Source organism: Rhodococcus sp. B7740 (genome assembly GCF_000954115.1).
In the GTDB taxonomy this organism is placed as follows: domain Bacteria; phylum Actinomycetota; class Actinomycetes; order Mycobacteriales; family Mycobacteriaceae; genus Rhodococcoides.
This window is the reverse complement of the sequence record NZ_CP010797.1, coordinates 756475-775969: the sequence shown is the minus strand read 5'-3', so window position 1 is coordinate 775969 and position 19495 is coordinate 756475. Positions and strand designations below refer to the sequence as shown.

Genomic DNA, 19495 nt, shown 5'->3' with positions numbered 1-19495 from the left:
TCAACGTGCTCCCGTCATCACATCGTCGTTCACTATCGTCAACCGTCCATCGAGATCTCGTTCGACGAACAGACTGCGGCGCTGCGCCGGATCGGTCTCCGGCGCATCGCGTCGGGTATGACACCCTCTGCTCTCGCGCCGCTCGGACGCGGTCAGCACGATCACCTCCGCCGCAGCGGTCAACGCTGCGTCCTCGACCGCGCGCGCATCCACGGGCGGTTCCGATACCACGCCGTGCTCCAGAACACGTTGCGCTGCAGCAAGACCCGTTGCATCCCGTACGACGCCGACCTCGGCGGTCATGGTGCGCTGCAGCACCGCGCGGTCGATACGGCGATACGTGGGCAGTGTGACATCCGAGATCCTGCCGGTGCGGCCGACCCGTTCGGCAGCCACGTAGGCCGCACGCTCACCGACGACGAGACCCTCGAGCAGACTGTTCGACGCCAACCTGTTGGCACCGTGCAAGCCGGTGCGCGCCACTTCGCCCGCGGCCAGCAAGCCGGGAACCGAGGTACGTCCGGCCGTATCCGTCGCCACGCCCCCGCACGAATAGTGCGCTGCCGGTGCCACCGGAATCAGGTCCGTCGCCGGATCGAAGCCGGCCTCCAGGCACGAGGCGGTCACGGTCGGGAACCGTTCGTGGACGCGTTCGACCGTGCGGGCGTCCAGCAGTACGTGGTCGTCACCGCTGCCGTGCAGCAATTCGGCGATGGCGCGGGACACCACGTCGCGTGGCGCGAGGTCACCGAGCGGGTGCACCTCCGCCATGAACGCACGACCGGTGACGTCGACCAAGCGGGCTCCCTCTCCTCGCACTGCCTCGCTGATCAACGGGCGGCGGCCCGTCGACCCGGCGGCGAACAGAACCGTCGGATGGAACTGCACGAACTCCAGATCCGCGATCCGCGCACCGGCGTCGAGTGCGAGTGCAATGCCGTCGGCCGTCGCGCCGGGCGGGTTGGTGCTGCACGAGAAGAGCTGCCCCAGTCCGCCGGTGGCGAGCAGCACCGTCGGGCAATGAACGACGCCGACGCCGCGAGGTCCACGCACGAGGAGACCGACAACCTCACCGTCGGTGGTCAGCACCCGCAGTGCGGTCGTGTCGAACTGCACCGTGGGCACCGACGCGTCCAGCGTGCGCTGCACCTCAGCCCCGGTCGCATCTCCCCCGGCGTGAACGATGCGACGAACGCTGTGGCCACCCTCGCGGGTCCGTGCCACCTCGCCGTCAGCCGCCAGGTCGAACTGCGCGCCCGCAGCCTCGAGCGAGGTGATCGCCGCACGTCCACCGGACACGATGGAGCGCACCGCGTCCTCGTCGCACAAACCGGCACCGGCAACACAGGTGTCGGCCACATGCGATTCGATCGAGTCCTCGAGCTCGGGACCGACCACCGCAATTCCACCCTGGGCGTACTGCGTTGCGGTGTCGGTGGACTGCCCCTTGCTGACGGTCACCACCCGCAGGCCGCGGGCCGTCGCGGTGCGCGCCGCGGTGAGTCCGGCGATTCCACCGCCGACGACGACCAGATCGGCCGCGGTTTCCCACGCGACCGATGGATTCACTCGCCGCCGCCCGGGGTGCCGATCTCGATCATCCGCTGCACCGACTTGCTCGCGATGTGCGCGGTCTCGAGGTCGACGTGCACCTCGTCGCGTCCTTCGACCAGGCAGCGCAGCAGAGCCGCAGGGGTGATCATCTTCATGTAGCCGCACGATGCGCGGTCGTTCACGGCGAGGAAGTCGACCTCGGGTGCAGCCATCCGCAGCTGATGCAACATGCCGATCTCGGTGGCGACGAGAACCTGCTTGGACGCCGTGGTGCGCGCAGCGTCGAGCATGCCGCCGGTGGAGAGAATCTTGACCTTGTCCGCCGGTACGAATCCCTCGCCTGCGAGGTACAGAGCCGAAGTGGCGCAGCCGCATTCGGGGTGGACGTACAGTTCTGCGTCCGGGTGGGTGCGAGACTTCTCGGCCAACTCGTCGCCGTTGATACCGGCGTGCACGTGGCATTCTCCGGCCCAGATGTGCAGGTTCTCGCGTCCGGTGACGCGCTTGACGTGCGCGCCGAGGAACTGATCGGGCAGGAACAGGATGTCGCGGCCCGGATCGATCGACTCGACCACCTCGACGGCGTTCGACGAGGTGCAGCAGATGTCGGTCAGCGCTTTGATCTCGGCGGTGGTGTTGACGTACGAGACGACGACGGCCTCCGGGAAATCCGCCTTCCATTCGCGGAGTTGGTCTGCGGTGATGGAATCCGCGAGGGAGCAACCGGCGCGCTGGTCGGGGATGAGGACCGTCTTCTGCGGGCTCAGGATCTTCGCGGTCTCGGCCATGAAGTGGACGCCGCAGAACACGATCGTGTCCTCGGACACCTCGGCGGCGATGCGCGAGAGTGCGAGGGAGTCACCGACATGATCGGCAACATCCTGGATCGCAGGTAGTTGGTAGTTGTGTGCGAGCAGCGTCGCACCGCGCAGATCGGCGAGCCGTCGGACTTCGGCGGCCCATTCCGGCGTCGCCTCGACTCCCCCGTAGCCACCGGCTCCGTCGACGATGTCGCGAACTCCGGCGAATGCCGAGTCCAGGGTGTTCACCCGGGTAGCGCTGCTGGTCATGACGGTTCTCCTTCACCGATCATCCGGTCGTCGGTGACCGAATTTCCTCCGAGGGAGTTTTCGACCTATGATCGAAAACATGATTCATCGTAGCACCGTCCACGAAGTCCTCATTGCGGTGTTCCAAGTTCGAACCTTTTCCGACCCCGATGCCCCGGAATTGGCGGTGCTGCTGTGGCAGCGCGCGCTCGATCCCGAGGCCGGGACCTGGTCGCTGCCCGGAGGCACCCTGCGCGACGACGAGAACCTCGCCACCTCCGCTCGGCGTCAGCTCGCGGAAAAGGTCGACGTGCGCTCGGTGGCACACCTCGAGCAACTGTCCGTCTTCAGCGAACCCGAACGTGTGCCTGGAGATCGGCGGATCGCGTCGACCTTCCTGGGCCTGGTGCCGATCTCGGCCGAGCCGACACTCCCCTCCGACACGGCATGGCACCCGGTTTCCGCACTGCCCCACATGTCGTTCGATCACGGAACCGTCGTCGCGCACGCGAGACATCGACTGGTCGCGAAACTCTCGTACACCAACATCGGATTCGCACTCGCGCCGGTCGATTTCGCGATCTCCTCGCTGCGCGAGATCTACGGTGCCGCACTCGGATATCAGGTCGACGCCACCAATCTGCAGCGCGTACTGAGCAGGCGTGGTGTCATCGAACCCACCGGACGACGCGCGCCGTCGGGCAAGGCAGGTGGACGACCGCCTGCACTGTTCCGCTTTGCCGACAACAGCATTCGAGTCACCGACGAGTTCGCCGCATTGCGCCCACCGCAGACGTGAACCGCTGCGGTCAGTCGACCCGATTCGAGTCGAACGACGGCGGCGGCGGGGAGAACTCGACATCGAGGTCGTCCGGTTCGGGATCGGTGTAGTGCAGATTGTCGTTGGGATTCATCGCCGCCAGCAGCAGGATCACCAGCGATGCCATCAGCGCCTGAACGATCAGCACCAGCGGAGTGTCGATGCTCGGCGCAACAGTGACGATCGACCCGACTGCAGGGTCGGCGGCCTTCGGAAACCGAAGAGCAGCAATCCCGTTGCCCACCAGGAGAGCAGCGACCGAACCCGCGAGAGCGCCGACGAAGATCGCACCGAACAGCCGCGGACCTCGCTCCGACTTCCACAGCCACCACCCGATCGGGATGACGAGACCCAGGGCCAAGGACACGAAGGAGAAGAGCGCGAGGCCGTCGAAGCGGTGCAGACTCTCACCGGTCAGTGCGGCCCCACGGTCCTGCGCCACCACGAGCAGCTGCTGCGCCGGTGCCAAGAATCCCCACAACATCCCGCCCAGAGCCGACACTGCCACCGAGACTCCGACAACCACCGACAACACACGAACGGTACTGGTCCGCGGTGCGACTTCGAGAACGTCCGACATGACCACCTAGCGCCTACCCGTCGCGGCCGAGTCGACGAGACCGTGACGCGAGCACCGCGATGTCCACCCGTCGGGGACGATCTGGACCACCATGCGGCGTCCGCATTCTGCGCAGAACCGCGGCGGCTCCAGCCCGAGCCGGACGGCGACCGACAACGAATCCGCGCCCATCTCGGCTCGGGATTCGACAGGCCGGCCGGTGTACGGGTCGTAGTGGGTCTCGCTCGTCATTCGACCCACCCTAATACGCCCATCAGATAGTCGAGTTGAGCGCTTTGATCGGCATCTGCAGCTCGCCGAGAAGGTCGAGGTCCTGCTCTGCCGGACGACCGAGCGTCGTCAGGTAGTTGCCGACGATGACCGCATTGATGCCGCCGAGAATTCCCTGCTTCGCACCCAGATCACCGAGAGTGATCTCGCGGCCGCCGGCGAACCTGAGAATCGTGCGCGGCAGGGCGAGACGGAACGCAGCGACAGCGCGCAGAGCATCCGATGCCGGCAGCACGTCGAGGTCTCCGAACGGGGTTCCCGGCCGGGGGTTGAGGAAGTTCAGGGGCACCTCGTCGGGTTCGAGTGCGGTGAGATCGGCTGCGAACTCGGCCCGCTGCCCGAGCGTCTCCCCCATGCCGAGAATTCCGCCGCAGCACACCTCCATGCCTGCCTCGCGCACCATCTTCAGGGTGTTCCACCGCTCCTCCCAGGTATGGGTGGTCACCACGTTCGGAAAGTACGAGCGAGAGGTCTCGAGATTGTGGTTGTAGCGATGCACACCCATTGCCGCGAGCCGATCGACCTGATCCTGATCGAGCATGCCCAACGAGCAGGCGATATCGATCTCGACCTCGTTCCGAATGGCCTCGATACCCGCGGCGACCTGCGCGAGCAACCGATCGTCCGGTCCGCGTACCGCGGCGACGATGCAGAATTCCGTCGCTCCGGTCTTCGCGGTCTGCTTCGCAGCTTCCACCAGCGAGGGGATATCGAGCCACGCAGCTCGGACCGGGGAGGCGAAAAGCCCGGACTGCGAACAGAAGTGACAGTCCTCGGGGCACCCGCCGGTCTTGAGGCTGACGATTCCTTCCACCTCGACCTCGGGCCCGCACCACTTCATCCGCACCTCGTGGGCCAACAGCATCGTCTCCTCGAGACGGTCGTCCCCGAGCTCGAGAACCTCGAGAACCTGAGATCGATCGAGCGCGATGCCGTCGCCGAGCACCTGTGTACGCGCCGTGCGCAAAATGTCCATTCCGGGTCCCCTCGTCGTCGAACGGTATCGAAATTGAACACCGTTCAAGTTGAACGGCGTTCACGTTAGGCACCGCGCTCGGCTACTGTCAAAGCGACGCGGCGTCGAACGACAGGGGGAAGTACGTGCAACTGAACAGGCAGGACGTCCTGGACGGCGCGATCGCCATTCTCGACGATTACGGCCTGGCAGACCTGACGATGCGCCGTCTGGCGACGTCACTGCACGTCCAGCCGGGCGCGCTGTACTGGCACTTCCCCAACAAACAGACGCTGCTCGGTGCCATCGCCGACCACATACTCTCGGGTGCCGATGCGCCGTCCACCGAGGATTCGTGGGACGCACAGATCGCTCAGATCGCGCACCGACTGCGCGACGCGCTTCTCTCCCGACGCGACGGTGCCGAATTGGTGGCCGCGACCTACGCGTCGAGGCTGACCACCAACCACATTCGCGAACGCATTGCCGCCGTGTGCATTCGAGCAGGACTGCCGCGACGCGACGCGGAACTCACCGCCGACACATTGCTGTACTACGTCCTCGGTCAGACCGTGGACGAGCAAGCGCGGCTTCAGATGGATTCCGCCGGAGCCCTCACGCCCGACGCGTCGCCGCTTTTCGAGAGTCCAGATCCGACGAGCAGATTCGATTTCGGACTGAAACTCTTTCTCGACGGGGTACGCCACACCGCGGTGAACCGCATCCGCCGCTGATCGATCAGAATTCGGCGAAGACGATCCGCTCGTTCCCGTTGTCCAGGGTCATGGTTCCGCCGTCCCGCGACCACCGTGGCGAGGAGGTCAGGAATGCCGACAGCCACCGGTCCTGCTCCATGATCGCCTCCGGGCAGGCCACGCGCGTCGACCCGAGAGAGTCGATGGTGATTCTGCCCTGCGAGGTGTCCACGGTGCCGAACAACCTGTTGCACCCCGCCTCGGCCGAGATCCGGTCGTCGACGAATTCGAGCCTGACCGTCGTTCCGGCGACCGGCGTGTAGGAGTCGGGTGCATCGACCGACGAGTACGTCTTGCCCGCCGGGAATTCGCCGTACGAGTCGGCACACCCGGAAGCCACCACGCTCGCGCCGAACGCGAGAGCGAGCAACGCGCGCCGCGCGTCAGCCACCGAAAATCGGCCCCAGACCGGCCGCACCGGCATTTCCGCGGGACGCGAACGGGTTGTCGTGCACCATGTACGTCCAGGTCGACGTCGGTCGACGCAAGCCGGCTTCGTCCAGATCGATTCCCTCCGAGGTGATCTCGGCCGACTCGAACGTCGCGTGCGAGAGATCCATCGCCTTGGAGGACACCGTCTTGAACGCCTCGACAGCGATCCGGTGATACTCGTCCAGCGGGTTCTCCCGCCCCAGTGCGCGCAGGTGAATGCTCTCCCGTACGTCGGCGAGGTGCGCGAGGTAGTCCGACCACGACCGATCGAGGTGGTACAGCACGATCTGGCGGGCGACCTCGATCAGAGTTTCCTCGGACACGTTCTCGCGCAACTCCTTCGAGCGCGCCGGTGCGTGCTGCTCGAGCAGCGTCAGTGCCTCGTCGGAGTCGAGCAACGTGGCCCGGCGGCGATCGAGGATCTCACGGTGCTGAGCCGTCAGCTGGTTGTAACGCCACGTGCGCGAATGTATTTCGAGCATCTGGCCCTCGGCGATGCGCTGCGCATGATCGACACGGTCGGCCGCAGCAGCCGAGGTGAAGAGGCCGCTCTCGTCGATGCCTTTCGGGGCATCCTTGTCGCCGATGTTGTTCTTGACGACGTCGTCCTCCCAACTGCCGAAGAACAGCGACCGGCCGGGGTCTCCCTGCCTACCTGCACGTCCTCGGAGCTGATTGTCGAGTCGCTCGGTGGTGTGGCGACCGGTGCCGAGAACGAACAGTCCGCCGAGCTCGGCAATCCGTTCGCGGTCGGTGCCGTCGGGACCACCGAGCTTGATGTCGGTTCCACGTCCGGCGATCTGCGTCGAGACCGTCACCGCGCCGTGTACGCCCGCCGCAGCGATGACCGCCGCCTCCTCGGCGTCGTTCTTGGCATTGAGCACCACCACCTCCACCCCCGACGCGGTGAGCGTCGAGGCCAGCGCCTCGGACTCTGCGACGTCGTGGGTGCCGATGAGGATCGGCTGACCGGTCTCGTGAATCTCCTTCACCTGCAGCGCAATTGCAGCGTTCTTGTGCTCGATCGTGTCGTACACGCGGTCGACTTCGTCGACGCGCACCGTGGGAACGTTGGGCTCGATGATCGAGACTCCGAGGCCGTAGAACGTGCGAAGCTGCTCCCCCGCCGCCATGGCGGTACCGGTCATACCGCACACCGTCGCGTATCGATTGATCAACGCCTGCACGGTGATCGTGTCGAGAATTTCACCGGTCTCGGTGGGAGCGAGCCCCTCCTTGATCTCGACCGCAGCCTGCAATCCATCCGGCCATCGCTGCAGTTCGGCCACCCGGCCACGCGAGGCGTTGATCAACTGCACCCGTCCGTCACGGACGATGTAGTCGACGTCGCGCTGGACCAGCACCTGGGCGTGCAGTGCCACGTTGACCGCCACCAATGTCGTCCCGACGTGATGTTCGGAGTACAGGTCGATACCGCCCAGCTCCTTCTCCATCCGCAGTGCGCCCTCGTCGGTGAGGAACACGTTGCGTCCTTCGGCATCGGTGTCGAAATGAACTCCCTTGTCCAGCAACCGGACTGCATCCATGACCGTCGAGGTCGAGACGTCGCCGGAGACCGAACCGGCCAACACCAGTGGAACGAGCGCCTCGTCGACCAGTACGGAATCGGCCTCGTCGATCAGGGCGACGTCCGGCACGGGTGCCACCAGATCGTTTCGGTCGTTCACCAGATGATCACGCAGAACGTCGAACCCGATCTCGTTGACCGAGGCATAGGTGATGTCGCAGGCATAGGCGGCGCGCCGCTCGGATGCGGTCGACGACTCGCCGATGGAACCGACGGTGATACCGAGGGACTCGAACAGTGGCTGCATCCATTGCGCATCACGTTGCGCGAGAAAGTCGTTGACCGAGATGACGTGCACCGAACGCCCGGACAGCACGTATCCGACGGCAGCGATGGCACCGGCCAACGTCTTGCCCTCGCCGGTTGCCATCTCCACCACGTCACCGGCGAGCAATCGCACGGCACCGTGCAACTGAACGTCGAAGGGCCGGAGCTCCAGGGCACGCTCGCTCGCCTCACGCGTCAACGCCAGGTACCGAGGGACATCGAGACGGTCGGCATTGTCGACCCGCAGCGCGGTCGCCTCGGTCGCCAACTCGCTCGCGCTCAGGGCAGCAGCCCATTCCGCATGCTCCTGAGCCCGGTCGACGCGTCGACGCGAGGTGCTCTGCGCCTTCTGCGCCGAGCGGCCGAGTACGCGCCAGAATCGGTCGGAGCCCAAAGCCATCTGTTATCCCTACCTGAGAAAGAAGAACCGTTCCCACCCACAGTACCGAGTGCGGCTCCGCCCAGCTCTAGGCATCGAGCGGGGTCGTCACCGCAATCCGACGCGTGCCGTCGTCCAGCGTCACCACCTGATAGGCGTTGCGCTCGGTTCCCACCGGCGAACCGTCGGAGTCGAGGTTCTCCAGCAGAAGGTGCCCAACCCAGATACCCGGCACCTGCGCCTCGGTGACGATGTCGCGCGCCCGCACCCCCTGTATTCCGCGCGACCGATAGTAGGTCTGCCCCTGCCGAAAGAACTCTCGGGTCTGCTGCGGCTCGGCGATCGCCGCACAACCCCGCGCCGTGACGGCCAGAGCCGGATAGTTGTAGATATTCGCCAGACCGTCGAGATCGCCCGAGGTCAAGTACCCCGTGTAGCGGGCGAAGAAGCTGTCGATCGATTCGGTGTCAGGTGTCATATCGACAACGGTAGGACCCAATCCCGTCAGGGCGGTGTCGGGAATCGGGAAGAATTCGGACGGTGCCGAAGGACAACGCGCCCCGATCGCTCGACAGCGCACTCACCTTGCGCCGCGTCGCGCGTCAGCAGCGGATCGTGGAATGGCTGGGGTCGGCGGCTGCGCCGTTGACCTCACCCGAACTCGCGCAACGGCTCGGGGTTTCCGTGCGCACCGTCGAACGCGACCTTGCCCGGTTGCGTGAGTCCGGGGTTCCCATCGATGCGGTACCGGGTGTGCACGGCGGATCTCGACTGGCAAGCGTCGCCGCGCCCCGGCCGGTGCGGTTGACCGCCCCCGAGATAGCAGCACTCATCGCCAGCCTCGCCGCCCTGGGACCCAGCGAAACCGACAGTGCCGCATCGGCAATGAGCGCTCTGGTCGAGGCATTGACCACCGACTGACCCGGGGTTGCCGTAGTCGTCGAGCTGCAATCGTTGGATGTGGCAATCGGCAGTTGTGGCGATTTCCGACGATCGAGACGGCCCGACACAGGCGATTCGCTGCGCAGTTCGGTGAGCTGCCACTGTTCCTGGCTCTTCGAGGCCGCGAGGCCCCCGTTTCACAACTGCTCGACCAACGCAGGCAGCCCCGTCGCAGCCGTGGTGCGCCACCGGTGATCGGCCATGTCCGAGACCTCGGTCTCGACCGGGTTGATCTCCACCACCGTCGCTCCGGCGCTGCGGGCGATCGCAGGCAGCCCGGCGAACGGGTACACAACTCCGGACGTGCCGACCACGAGAACCAGGTCGGCATGTCGGACGGCCTCCTCGGCCGCCTCCCACGCGGCCTCGGGAAGCGATTCGCCGAACCACACCGCACCCGGCCTGATCAGCCCACCGCACAGCGGGCACTCCGGCGGCGGAACCCGCTGGTCCGCCTCGGCAGGTGCGTCCGCGGCATCATCGAATTGAGCCCGCGTTCCACAATCGCTGCAGTACGGCTCGAACAGTGACCCGTGCACGTGCGAGAGAACCGTGGCCCCCGCCCTCTCGTGCAGATCGTCGACATTCTGGGTGGCGATGTCGACGTGCGCCCGCTGCTGCCATTGCGCGAGTGCCACGTGTCCGGCGTTGGGCTCCGAGCGTCGGACCAATTCGGCCCGCCATCGATACCAGCCCCACACCAGATCACTGTCGGCCGACCACCCCTCGGGGCTGGCGAGGTCCTTGGGATCGAAGTCCTTCCACAACCCGCTCTGGGCGTCCCGAAAAGTTGCGATCCCCGATTCGGCCGACATGCCTGCACCGGTGAGCACGGTGATCCGCGATGCGCCTCTCGCGGCGTCCACGACGGGCTCAGGAACGGAAACGGGCGACGAATTCTCGGAAGTGGTCACACAGTCATTGTGCCGAGCGGTGTGCCACCTCGCGCTACCGTGGTCGCATGAGCATCGACGCCACCGCGCGGACCCGACGACGGTGGCCGCTGTGGGTGGCAGCCTGCACGGCTGTCGTCGTGGTCGCGGTAGTCGGTGTTCTGTGGCTGGCACCGAGCCGGTACCTCCCGTGGGACACCGAAGCATTCCCTGAGGTGAATGCCGGCGAGTTGACCACCGATCAGGCCCGGGTGGTCGAACTCCTGCGCACCGAGCACGAGCTGCAGCGGCCGGGAACGTTCTACGCCGAAGGCATCGACGAAGCGTGGTGCGCCGATTTCGTCAGCTGGATCATGAAGGAGGCGGGACTGCCGCTGTCGAATCCTCATTCGGGTTCGTGGCGCATACCCGGCGTATACACCCTGCAGGAGTTTTACCAGGAGCAGGGCCGATTCGAGGCCGTGGGCGACTACACGCCATCGGTGGGCGATGTGGTGCTCTACGACAACGCCAGCTGGGCCGGCCAGCACACCAACGTGATCGTTGCGGTCGAGGGCGGCGAGGCCATCACCGTCGGAGGCAACGAAGCCGGCAAGATCAGGGTGCACACACTGAACTACGCATCCGATTCCGGGGTCGTCGGATTCGGTCGCCTGCAGAGCTGACGGTCGTCATCAGGGCGCTTCGTACGCCTCGCCGTACGAGCGTGCACCACCGTCTCGTTTGGCCCGATAGAGCAGCATGTCCGCGCGGTCGAAACAGTCGTCGACGGACTCCCCGCGCGCAGGGTCGTGTAACCGGCCGAGAAGGTCTGTCCGTCGGGCACGACCGCCGACAGCTCGGCCAGCACGGCCGACATGGTCGTCGAATCCACCCCGGGCATCGCGAGTGCGAACTCCTCGCCGCCCCACCTGGCGATGGAGACGCGGCCACCGAGAAGGTCCTGCGCAGCAGCGGAGAACCGAACCAACAACCGATCCCCGCGTCCGTGCCCGTACCTGTCGTTGTACGACTTGAACCGATCGAAGTCGATCATCGCCAGAGCCAATGCGAGGTCGGCACCACGGGGTGTCGTCAACTGATGCAACCGATCTCGCCATCCACGTCGGTTGAGCAAGCCGGTCAGGGCATCGGTCTGCGCGGCTTGACGGAGGTCGTCCTCGACGCGCCGCCGGTCGGTGGTGTCGTGTACGACTGCCATCGTCCACCGAATGCCCCCGGGGCCGGGAACCTCACTGGCCGAGATCCACCCCCACCGGACCGTGCCGTCGGCATGCAGGTAGCGCTTCTCGACATGAACCGATTCCCCGCGCGCCTTGGCGTCGTCCATGATCTGTTCCATCGCGGCGTGCTGAGCCAGATCGTCGGGATGGGTGAACTCACGCGAGGACCGGCCGGACAACAGATGGCGCGGACAACCGACGATGGCCGCATACGCCTCGTTCGCGAGAACCAACAATCCGTTCTCGTCGGCCAGGGCCAATCCGACTGTGCTGGCCTCGAACATCTCCCGATACCAACGATCGGTGTCGACCATCTTCAGCCGGGTCTCTTCCTCGAACTGTGCGAGCCACGTCGAATCGCACGGACCACCGAGACTACTCGGTGCGCCGTACCGGACTGCTCACGAGCAGGGCGCGGCCGATCTTGACCTTGACGTAGCGTCACGGTTCACACTGAACACATGAGAATCGGATCCCTGGCCGAGGCCGCTGGAACGACACCTCGAACCGTGCGTCACTACCACCGTCTCGGCCTGCTCGGTGAGCCGCGCCGACTGTCGAACGGCTATCGCGAGTACACGATCGACGACGTGGTTCGACTGATGAGAATTCGCTGGCTCGCCGATGCCGGAATGCCCCTCGGAGCGATCGCAGCCGCCCTCGACCGGTCCGCTACGGACGAGAGCGATGTGGTCGCCGATCTGCGCGCTCTGCTCGCGGCTATCGAAACGGAGCAAAAAGCTTTGGCGCACAAGCACGCTCGTTTGTCGGCCCTGCTCGACGATGCCGTCGAACAGCGTCCACTGACGGCCCTGCCGCGCGATGCGGCCGACACACTGGCCGCGTTGATCGATACTGCCGCCGAGACCGACCGAGACGCGTTGCTTCGTGAACGTGACCTACTCGAGGTGATGGCGATCTCGGGCACCGTCCCCGCGTCGTTCTTCGAGACGATGACCGCGACGCTCGACGATCCCGGAACCCGTCTGAAGTACCTGGCACTCCTGCGCAGATTCAGCGCGCTCGAAGGCCGAGGCGTCGACGATGCCGCAGGTGACATCGATTCTCTCGCAGCAGAATTGGCGTCGGTGCTCGATATCCACGCTCTCGTCTCGACGGAGCCCGACGTCCCTGCCCACGAGAGCGGCCCGCTGAGCATCGACGACATCGTGCCCGATCCCGCTCAGCGCGCAGTGATCATCGAGGCCATCGCGCGTCTGGAGACCGGCGAACCCATCCGCCCCGGTGGTGCTCGATGACGGTCCACACTCCCGTCCAGGTCGGCCGATGGCACGCACTGCTGCTGTGGGCGCGGGGACGGCATGCCCCGGTCGACTCGGACTCCGCAACGTTCACGGCAGTGCGTGGAACCCTTGCCATGCCTGCGATGTTCGGCATCGTCACCGTCATCGAGATGGCCGTTCTGCATCTGCTGATTCCGGTGCTGTGGATCAGTGCAGTGGTTGCCGCCCTGTCGGCGGCGTCACTGCTGGTACTCACCTCGTCGGTCGCGCTGGCCCGCGTCCATCCTCATGTTCTCTCGCCGACGACACTCACTCTGCGATCCTCCGGGAAGGTCGTCGCGACGGTGAACCGAGCGACCATCGTCTCCGCCCGAATCCACCGCCGTTACGGAGTCGCGTCGCCGGCTCTCGACGGCGGCCGACTCGTACTACCGAATCAGGACGGCACCTCGGTCGACATCGACCTGTCCTGTGCCACAACGGTTACCGTGCCCGCGCCTCTGAAGCGATGGAGGGTCGACGGTACTGCCGACTCCTTCGGCCTTCAGGTGGACGATCCCGCAGCACTGGTCGCAGCGCTCGGTCGGCTCGCTCCCGCGACCGGATCCGCGTCGGCGCGTCGAAGCAGACCGGTTGCGAACAACAGAACGATCGAGGCCGCCGCAGTGATACCGGCTCCGGCCCAGATCGGCGAGGTGTAGCCGAGACCGGCGGAAATCGTCACACCGCCGAGCCACGCGCCCAATGCGTTTCCGAGATTGAATGCGGCGATGTTCGCGCCGGACGCCATCGTCGGAGCGTCGGATGCGAACGACATCACCCGCATCTGCAGCCCAGGGACCGTCGCGAAACCGAACGCACCCATGAGCACGAGAGATGCGATCGTCGCCGGGCGACTCTCCGCGGTGAGCGCGAAGAAGACGAGTACGACGGTCAGTGCCCCGAGCAGAATCGTCAGTGTGCCGGTGAGGTTGCGGTCGGCCGCCTTGCCGCCGAGGTAGTTGCCGACGAACAGTCCACCGCCGAACAGCACGAGGAGCCACGGCACCGAACTCGACGCGAAGCCACTGACGTCGGTGAGCGTGAACGCGATGTATGTGAACGCACCGAACATGCCGCCGTACCCGAGCACCGTGACCACAATGGACAGCCATACCTGCACCGACCGGAACGCGCGCAACTCGCGACGCAGATTGCTCACCTCGTCGCTCCCGGTATCGCGAGGAACGAGGGTGGCGATGCCTATCAACGCGACGATGCCGATCACCGTGATCGCCCAGAACGTCGAGCGCCAACCGTGGTTCTGACCCAGGAACGTCCCGAACGGAACTCCTAGGACGTTGGCGGCGGTGAGGCCGGCGAACATCATGGCGATGGCTCCGGCCTTCTTCGCCGGCTCGACCAGGCTCGCCGCGACGACGGCACCGATGCCGAAGAACGCTCCGTGACACAGCGCTGCGACGACGCGGCCGAACAGCATCATCTCGTAGCTGCTCGACAGTGCGGAGACGAGATTGCCGACGATGAACAGGCACATCAGTGCGAGCAGGACGTTCTTGCGAGGAAACCGTGTCACGGCGGCGGTGACGATCAGGGCCCCGACGACGACGGAGAGCGCGTAGCCGGTGATGAGCCAGCCGGCGGTGGCCTCGGTGACCGCGAAATCGGCCGCGACTTCGGGCAGTAGGCCCATGATGACGAATTCGGTCAGACCGATTCCGAATCCCCCGATGGCGAGGGCGAGCAAGCCGAGTGGCATGTCTGAACTCCTGAATGGAAGATGCGTACACATTTATCGAGCTATCGCGTTTAGTTGCACGCGCTTGATAAATGCTTGCATACGCCTCATACATGCGCAAGCCGGTCATGCGTGGCTGCACCGAAACCGTCCGCGAACTGGGACTATTGCCGCAAGGCAGACTCCGAGGGGTACTTCACCTCACGTACACGTATTGTTTCCCCCTGAATCCCGATTTCACCGGAGTCGGGTACCAACCGTCCGCGACCCCCGACCGAGTGGTCGATACACAGCCGGGAAGTCACTTCTCCTCCATGCACGTACCCCAGAGCAGCGCCGATACCTCGGCCGCAGTTGCCGTTCCGGCTCAGGGGGACGCAGCTCCGCCGTCGAGCGAACCGCGTCGGCCACCACAGCGACACGACCTCAACGGCCTGCGCGGTGTCGCCATCGCCCTCGTCGTCGTCTTCCACATCTGGATGGGTCGAGTGTCGGGCGGCGTCGATGTGTTCCTCACCCTGTCCGGCTTCTTCTTCACTGCATCTCTGCTGAGATCGGCCGAGTCCGGCGCGAGCCTGAACCCGATCACGCGTATCTCGCGAGTACTGCGCAGACTCGGGCCGCCACTGCTGATCACCTTGTTCACGGTGGCCGTCGCATTGGTGTTCCTGCTTCCCCGGACCCGATGGGCCGACCTGGGCGATCAGCTGGTGGCCGGTGTCTTCTACTTCGTGAACTGGCAGCTGGCGACGACGGCGAACGACTACCTTGCGGCCGACCCCTCGGTGAGTCCCGTTCAGCACCTGTGGTCGGTGGCCGTGCAGTTCCAGTTCTACCTACTGGCCATTGCCGTCGTGTTCGGTCTGGCATGGGTCCGGCGTGTCGCGCGACCCGAGGGACCACGAAGTCTTCGACCTGTGACGTTCGCGGTGATTTTCACCGTGATCGCGGTGGTGTCTTTCGTGTACGCAGCAGACGGTGTTCGACGCCACCAGGCGTGGAACTACTACGACACCGGTGCGCGGCTGTGGGAGATCATGCTCGGGGCCGCAGTCGCAGCCGTGTTCGCCGCACGCAGCGGCAAACCGGCGGCCGGGCCGTCTGCCCGCGACACCCGAACGTGGTCGACCGCACGCGGGGCCCTTGCCGTTGTCGGCATCGGTGTCATCGTCGCGTGCGGCTTTCTCGTCGACGGTGTTGCTGCTTTTCCGGGGCCGCTGGCCCTGATCCCGGTGCTGGCCACCATCGCGCTGATCGTCGCCGGTTCCGAGACGGCCGTCGCGGCCACGCTCTCCAACCGCTTCTTCGCCTGGCTCGGATCCATCGCGTTTCCGCTCTACCTGTGGCACTGGCCGCTGCTGATCTTCTACCTCTCGGCCACCGATCGGTCCCACGTCGACATGCTCGGCGGCCTCGGCATCGTCGCTGCCTCGGTCGCACTCGCATTCCTCACCGTTCGTCTGGTCGAGCGGCCCACGCAGTCGACCACGTTCACCCCGGCACGCATCGCGGTGACCGCGTGTGCGGTGGTGGCCGCGATCGCGGTCACCGCGAGTTCGATCGGGTGGAACGCCTACATCAGCCGCTCGATCGACGCCGTGCAAGCCAACGGATCCATCGACCAGCTGACCCACCCGGGCGCGCTCGAGTTGACCGACGGGATTCGTGCGGACCCCGCCGACGTGATCCCGCCCCTGTATTCGGCCCCGGAGGACCTGCCGGCCACCACCATCGAGGGCTGCATCGCGGATTTCGAGACCTGGGAAGCGATCTCGTGCTCCTACGGCGACGTCGACGCGACCCGAACCATCGTGCTGGCGGGCAGCTCGCATGCCGAACACTGGGTCACGGCCCTCGACGCCCTGGGACGTGAACACGGCTTCGCGGTGGTCACTTTCCTCAAGATGGGATGCCCGCTGAGCGTGAACACGATGCCGATGCTCGGCCCGAACGAGTACCCGGATTGCCTGGACTGGACTCGGACCGTCCTCTCCGACATCGCCGACATGCAGCCGGACTACGTGTTCACCACCGCCACCCGGCCTCGAGGGGACGCCCCCGGCGACTTCACTCCCCCCTGGTACGCCTCGGTGTGGCAGCAACTCACCGCGGACGGCGTCGGGATTCTCGGTATCCGAGACACCCCATGGCTCGCCTACCGGGCCATCGACTGCCTCGCCGACGGCGGCACGGCCGTCTCGTGCGGTATTCCGAGGGACGACGCGTTGGACCCCGTCAATCCGGCCCTGGCCTCGTCGTTTCAGCTGGGCGGATTCTCAGCGCTCGACCTGTCCGATGCCGTGTGCGACGACTTCGTGTGCCGCGCCGAGCAGGGAAACGTTCTGATCTACCGTGACGAACACCATCTCACCGCGACCTACGTGCGAACCCTCACCACCGAGCTGGGCCGACAGATCGGATCGGCCACCGGCTGGTGGGCCGGACCGTGAGCGGGGCGGCTCGCGCTCGGTAAGCCCGGGCCCACCCGCCACAGTAGGGTTGATCCATGCTGCACGAAGCCTCCGACGACACGCCTGCCATCGCAGTATGGCCGGGATCCGCTTATCCGCTGGGCGCAACCTACGACGGAGCAGGAACCAACTTCGCCTTGTTTTCCGAGGTCGCGGAGGCGGTGGATCTGTGCCTGATCGCCGAGGACGGCACCGAGACCCGCATCCGTTTCGAGGAGTCCGACGGCTACGTCTGGCACGCGTATCTGCCCACGGTGGTACCGGGTCAGCGCTACGGCTATCGCGTTCACGGCCCGTGGGATCCGGCCGCCGGGCATCGCTGTGATCCGAGCAAACTGCTCGTGGATCCGTACGGCAAGGCGTTCGAGGGAACGTTCGACGGTGACCGATCGCTGTTCTCGTACAACATGGACGCCCCGGCTCCCGAACTCGAGCCCGAGTCCGAGGTACGGATCGTCGAGGAAGCCGCGGATTCGCTCGACGCCGAGGTCCCGTTCGAGGACGCCGCCGATCTCGCCGATCCCGACGACGAGATCATCGAGGAAGCCCCCGTCGCGCACGACGAGGTGCCGAACAACGACTTCCCCCAGCATGATTCGCTCGGACACACGATGACCACCGTCGTGATCAACCCCTTCTTCGACTGGCAGGCCGATCGCGCTCCCAAACGCCCGTATCACGAGACGGTGATCTACGAGGCCCACGTCAAGGGCATGACGATCAACCACCCCGACATCCCCGAAGCCGAGCGCGGCACCTACGCGGGCCTGGCGCACCCGGTGATCATCGACCACCTCAACCACCTCGGTGTCACGGCCATCGAGCTGATGCCGGTGCACCAGTTCATGCAGGATCAGGTTCTGCTGGACAAGGGATTGCGAAACTACTGGGGCTACAACACATTCGGTTTCCTCGCCCCGCACGCGGAGTACTCCTCGCTGCAGTCCCCCGGTGCCGCGGTCACCGAGTTCAAGGCCATGGTCCGTTCGTTCCACGCCGCCGGCATCGAGGTGATCCTCGACGTGGTCTACAACCACACCGCCGAGGGCAACCACATGGGCCCGACCATCAGCTTCCGCGGCATCGACAACGCCGCGTACTACCGGCTCGTCGACGGCGACCTCGAGCATTACATGGACTACACCGGTACCGGCAACAGCCTCAACGCGCGACACCCGCACACGCTGCAGCTCATCATGGACTCGCTGCGCTACTGGGTCACCGAGATGCACGTGGACGGATTCCGATTCGACCTCGCGTCGACCCTGGCGCGCGAACTGCACGACGTCGATCGCCTGAGCGCGTTCTTCGATCTGGTGCAACAGGATCCGGTCGTCAGCCAGGTGAAGCTGATCGCCGAGCCCTGGGACGTGGGCGAGGGCGGCTACCAGGTCGGCAACTTCCCCGGCCTGTGGACGGAGTGGAACGGCAAATACCGCGACACCGTGCGCGACTACTGGCGGGGCGAGCCGGCCACACTGGGTGAATTCGCATCGAGACTGACCGGATCCTCGGATCTGTACGAGGCCACCGGCCGTCGCCCCGGTGCCAGCATCAACTTCGTCATCGCGCACGACGGGTTCACGCTCAACGATCTGGTGTCGTACAACGACAAGCACAACGACGCCAACGGCGAGGACAACAACGACGGCGAGAGTCACAACCGCTCGTGGAACTGCGGCGTGGAGGGCCCGACGGACGATCCGGAGATCCTGGACCTGCGTGCCCGCCAGATCCGCAACATCATGGCGACGTTGCTACTGAGCCAGGGCACGCCGATGATCGCCCACGGCGACGAGATGGCGCGCACCCAGCAGGGCAACAACAACGTCTACTGCCAGGACTCCGAACTGGCCTGGATGGACTGGTCGTTGGCCGAGAAGAACGCCGAACTGATCGAGTTCACCCGCAACGCCATCGCGCTGCGCGCCGAGCATCCGGTGTTCCGACGCCGACGGTTCTTCGAGGGCCGCCCCATTCGAACCGGCGAGCAGGCTCGAGACATCGCCTGGCTCACCCCCGCCGGCGAGGAGATGACCCCGGAGGACTGGGACAGCGGATTCGGCAAGTCGCTCACGGTGTTCCTCAACGGCGAGGGAATCCCGGAGCCGAACCAACGCGGTGAGCGCGTGGTGGACGACTCGTTCCTGTTGTGCTTCAACGCACATCACGAGACCATCGAGTTCGTGACCCCCGACGGAAACTACGCCAAGGAGTGGACGGTGGCGCTCAACACCGCGTCGCGAACCGGGACAAGTGAGAAATCGATCGAAGCGGGTACACCGGTGGAAGTCACCGCTCGTTCCTTGCTCGTTCTACGAAAGACTGCCTGACA

Annotated in this window: 18 protein-coding genes; 7 read left to right on the top strand and 11 right to left on the bottom strand. The window is 65.6% G+C overall.

Annotation, left to right across the window (positions count from 1 at the left end; translation table 11 throughout):
* Both NY08_RS03625 and nadA read right to left on the bottom strand, forming a co-directional pair.
* Positions 1–1569, bottom strand: a complete 1569-nt coding sequence (locus NY08_RS03625) for an L-aspartate oxidase (protein WP_045194954.1) — start codon at positions 1567–1569, stop codon at positions 1–3.
* Positions 1566–2624 (bottom strand): quinolinate synthase NadA, encoded by a 1059-nt coding sequence (gene nadA, locus NY08_RS03620; protein WP_045194953.1) that lies wholly within the window; start codon positions 2622–2624, stop codon positions 1566–1568. The genes NY08_RS03625 and nadA overlap by 4 nt, the downstream gene beginning before the upstream one ends.
* Before the next feature lie 79 nt (positions 2625–2703).
* Here nadA and NY08_RS03615 point away from each other — a divergent pair, with 79 nt between their 5' ends.
* A complete protein-coding gene (locus NY08_RS03615; protein ID WP_032394685.1) occupies positions 2704–3402 on the top strand; it encodes an NUDIX hydrolase in 699 nt (232 codons plus the stop codon).
* A 10-nt stretch (positions 3403–3412) separates the two neighbouring features.
* Here the strand turns inward: NY08_RS03615 and NY08_RS03610 are convergent, their stop codons facing one another.
* The 3 genes from NY08_RS03610 to bioB are packed head-to-tail and all read right to left on the bottom strand — an operon-like array spanning position 3413 to position 5249.
* Entirely contained in the window at positions 3413–4003 is a 591-nt protein-coding gene (locus NY08_RS03610; protein ID WP_045199658.1) for a DUF2567 domain-containing protein, read from the bottom strand.
* A 6-nt stretch (positions 4004–4009) separates the two neighbouring features.
* Positions 4010–4234 (bottom strand): biotin synthase auxiliary protein BsaP, encoded by a 225-nt coding sequence (bsaP, locus tag NY08_RS03605; protein WP_045194951.1) that lies wholly within the window; start codon positions 4232–4234, stop codon positions 4010–4012.
* A gap of 22 nt (positions 4235–4256) precedes the next feature.
* On the bottom strand, positions 4257–5249 hold the full coding sequence (gene bioB, locus NY08_RS03600; protein ID WP_045194949.1) for a biotin synthase BioB: 993 nt from the start codon (positions 5247–5249) through the stop codon (positions 4257–4259).
* Between the two features lie 125 nt (positions 5250–5374).
* Between bioB and NY08_RS03595 the strand changes: the two genes are divergently transcribed.
* On the top strand, positions 5375–5962 hold the full coding sequence (locus NY08_RS03595) for a TetR/AcrR family transcriptional regulator C-terminal domain-containing protein (RefSeq protein WP_045194947.1): 588 nt from the start codon (positions 5375–5377) through the stop codon (positions 5960–5962).
* A 4-nt stretch (positions 5963–5966) separates the two neighbouring features.
* Here the strand turns inward: NY08_RS03595 and NY08_RS03590 are convergent, their stop codons facing one another.
* The 3 genes from NY08_RS03590 to NY08_RS03580 form a co-directional block, all read right to left on the bottom strand.
* On the bottom strand, positions 5967–6374 hold the full coding sequence (locus NY08_RS03590) for an META domain-containing protein (protein WP_052049321.1): 408 nt from the start codon (positions 6372–6374) through the stop codon (positions 5967–5969).
* A complete protein-coding gene (gene secA2 / locus NY08_RS03585) occupies positions 6367–8670 on the bottom strand; it encodes an accessory Sec system translocase SecA2 (RefSeq protein ID WP_045194945.1) in 2304 nt (767 codons plus the stop codon). Before secA2 ends, NY08_RS03590 begins: the two co-directional genes overlap by 8 nt.
* Before the next feature lie 67 nt (positions 8671–8737).
* Entirely contained in the window at positions 8738–9127 is a 390-nt protein-coding gene (locus tag NY08_RS03580; RefSeq protein ID WP_032394357.1) for a hypothetical protein, read from the bottom strand.
* Between the two features lie 62 nt (positions 9128–9189).
* Between NY08_RS03580 and NY08_RS03575 the strand changes: the two genes are divergently transcribed.
* Positions 9190–9570 (top strand): helix-turn-helix transcriptional regulator, encoded by a 381-nt coding sequence (locus tag NY08_RS03575; RefSeq protein WP_235387093.1) that lies wholly within the window; start codon positions 9190–9192, stop codon positions 9568–9570.
* Between the two features lie 158 nt (positions 9571–9728).
* Here the strand turns inward: NY08_RS03575 and NY08_RS03570 are convergent, their stop codons facing one another.
* The gene (locus NY08_RS03570; protein WP_082073681.1) at positions 9729–10505 is read right to left on the bottom strand and encodes an SIR2 family NAD-dependent protein deacylase; all 777 of its coding nucleotides are present in this window, start codon (positions 10503–10505) and stop codon (positions 9729–9731) included.
* 47 nt (positions 10506–10552) lie between these two features.
* On the opposite strand from NY08_RS03570, the gene NY08_RS03565 reads away from it, so the two are divergent.
* Positions 10553–11149 carry a CHAP domain-containing protein gene (locus tag NY08_RS03565; protein ID WP_032394360.1) on the top strand — a complete coding sequence of 199 codons (597 nt, stop codon included), beginning with the start codon at positions 10553–10555 and terminating at the stop codon, positions 11147–11149.
* On the opposite strand, the gene NY08_RS03560 is transcribed toward NY08_RS03565, so the two are convergent.
* A complete protein-coding gene (locus NY08_RS03560; RefSeq protein WP_045194941.1) occupies positions 11101–12021 on the bottom strand; it encodes a GGDEF domain-containing protein in 921 nt (306 codons plus the stop codon). The genes NY08_RS03565 and NY08_RS03560 overlap by 49 nt on opposite strands.
* 147 nt (positions 12022–12168) lie before the next feature.
* Here NY08_RS03560 and NY08_RS03555 point away from each other — a divergent pair, with 147 nt between their 5' ends.
* Positions 12169–12966 (top strand): MerR family transcriptional regulator, encoded by a 798-nt coding sequence (locus NY08_RS03555; RefSeq protein WP_045194939.1) that lies wholly within the window; start codon positions 12169–12171, stop codon positions 12964–12966.
* Between the two features lie 529 nt (positions 12967–13495).
* Here NY08_RS03555 and NY08_RS03550 read toward each other — a convergent pair.
* The gene (locus NY08_RS03550) at positions 13496–14710 is read right to left on the bottom strand and encodes an MFS transporter (protein WP_032394363.1); all 1215 of its coding nucleotides are present in this window, start codon (positions 14708–14710) and stop codon (positions 13496–13498) included.
* 293 nt (positions 14711–15003) lie between these two features.
* On the opposite strand from NY08_RS03550, the gene NY08_RS03545 reads away from it, so the two are divergent.
* Positions 15004–17139 carry an acyltransferase family protein gene (locus NY08_RS03545; protein WP_045194937.1) on the top strand — a complete coding sequence of 712 codons (2136 nt, stop codon included), beginning with the start codon at positions 15004–15006 and terminating at the stop codon, positions 17137–17139.
* A 56-nt stretch (positions 17140–17195) separates the two neighbouring features.
* Positions 17196–19493 (top strand): glycogen debranching protein GlgX, encoded by a 2298-nt coding sequence (gene glgX / locus NY08_RS03540; protein WP_045194935.1) that lies wholly within the window; start codon positions 17196–17198, stop codon positions 19491–19493.
* Positions 19494–19495: the final 2 nt, after the last annotated feature.

Bases quoted from the DNA above. Each gene is read 5' to 3' on its own strand.
- nadA (WP_045194953.1), bottom strand. From the start codon at position 2,624: ATGACCAGCAGCGCTACCCGGGTGAACACCCTGGACTCGGCATTCGCC.
- NY08_RS03615 (WP_032394685.1), top strand. From the start codon at position 2,704: ATGATTCATCGTAGCACCGTCCACGAAGTCCTCATTGCGGTGTTCCAA.
- NY08_RS03610 (WP_045199658.1), bottom strand. From the start codon at position 4,003: ATGTCGGACGTTCTCGAAGTCGCACCGCGGACCAGTACCGTTCGTGTG.
- bsaP (WP_045194951.1), bottom strand. From the start codon at position 4,234: ATGACGAGCGAGACCCACTACGACCCGTACACCGGCCGGCCTGTCGAA.
- bioB (WP_045194949.1), bottom strand. From the start codon at position 5,249: ATGGACATTTTGCGCACGGCGCGTACACAGGTGCTCGGCGACGGCATC.
- secA2 (WP_045194945.1), bottom strand. From the start codon at position 8,670: ATGGCTTTGGGCTCCGACCGATTCTGGCGCGTACTCGGCCGCTCGGCG.
- NY08_RS03580 (WP_032394357.1), bottom strand. From the start codon at position 9,127: ATGACACCTGACACCGAATCGATCGACAGCTTCTTCGCCCGCTACACG.
- NY08_RS03565 (WP_032394360.1), top strand. From the start codon at position 10,553: ATGAGCATCGACGCCACCGCGCGGACCCGACGACGGTGGCCGCTGTGG.
- NY08_RS03560 (WP_045194941.1), bottom strand. From the start codon at position 12,021: ATGGTCGACACCGATCGTTGGTATCGGGAGATGTTCGAGGCCAGCACA.
- NY08_RS03555 (WP_045194939.1), top strand. From the start codon at position 12,169: ATGAGAATCGGATCCCTGGCCGAGGCCGCTGGAACGACACCTCGAACC.
- NY08_RS03550 (WP_032394363.1), bottom strand. From the start codon at position 14,710: ATGCCACTCGGCTTGCTCGCCCTCGCCATCGGGGGATTCGGAATCGGT.
- NY08_RS03545 (WP_045194937.1), top strand. From the start codon at position 15,004: ATGCACGTACCCCAGAGCAGCGCCGATACCTCGGCCGCAGTTGCCGTT.
- glgX (WP_045194935.1), top strand. From the start codon at position 17,196: ATGCTGCACGAAGCCTCCGACGACACGCCTGCCATCGCAGTATGGCCG.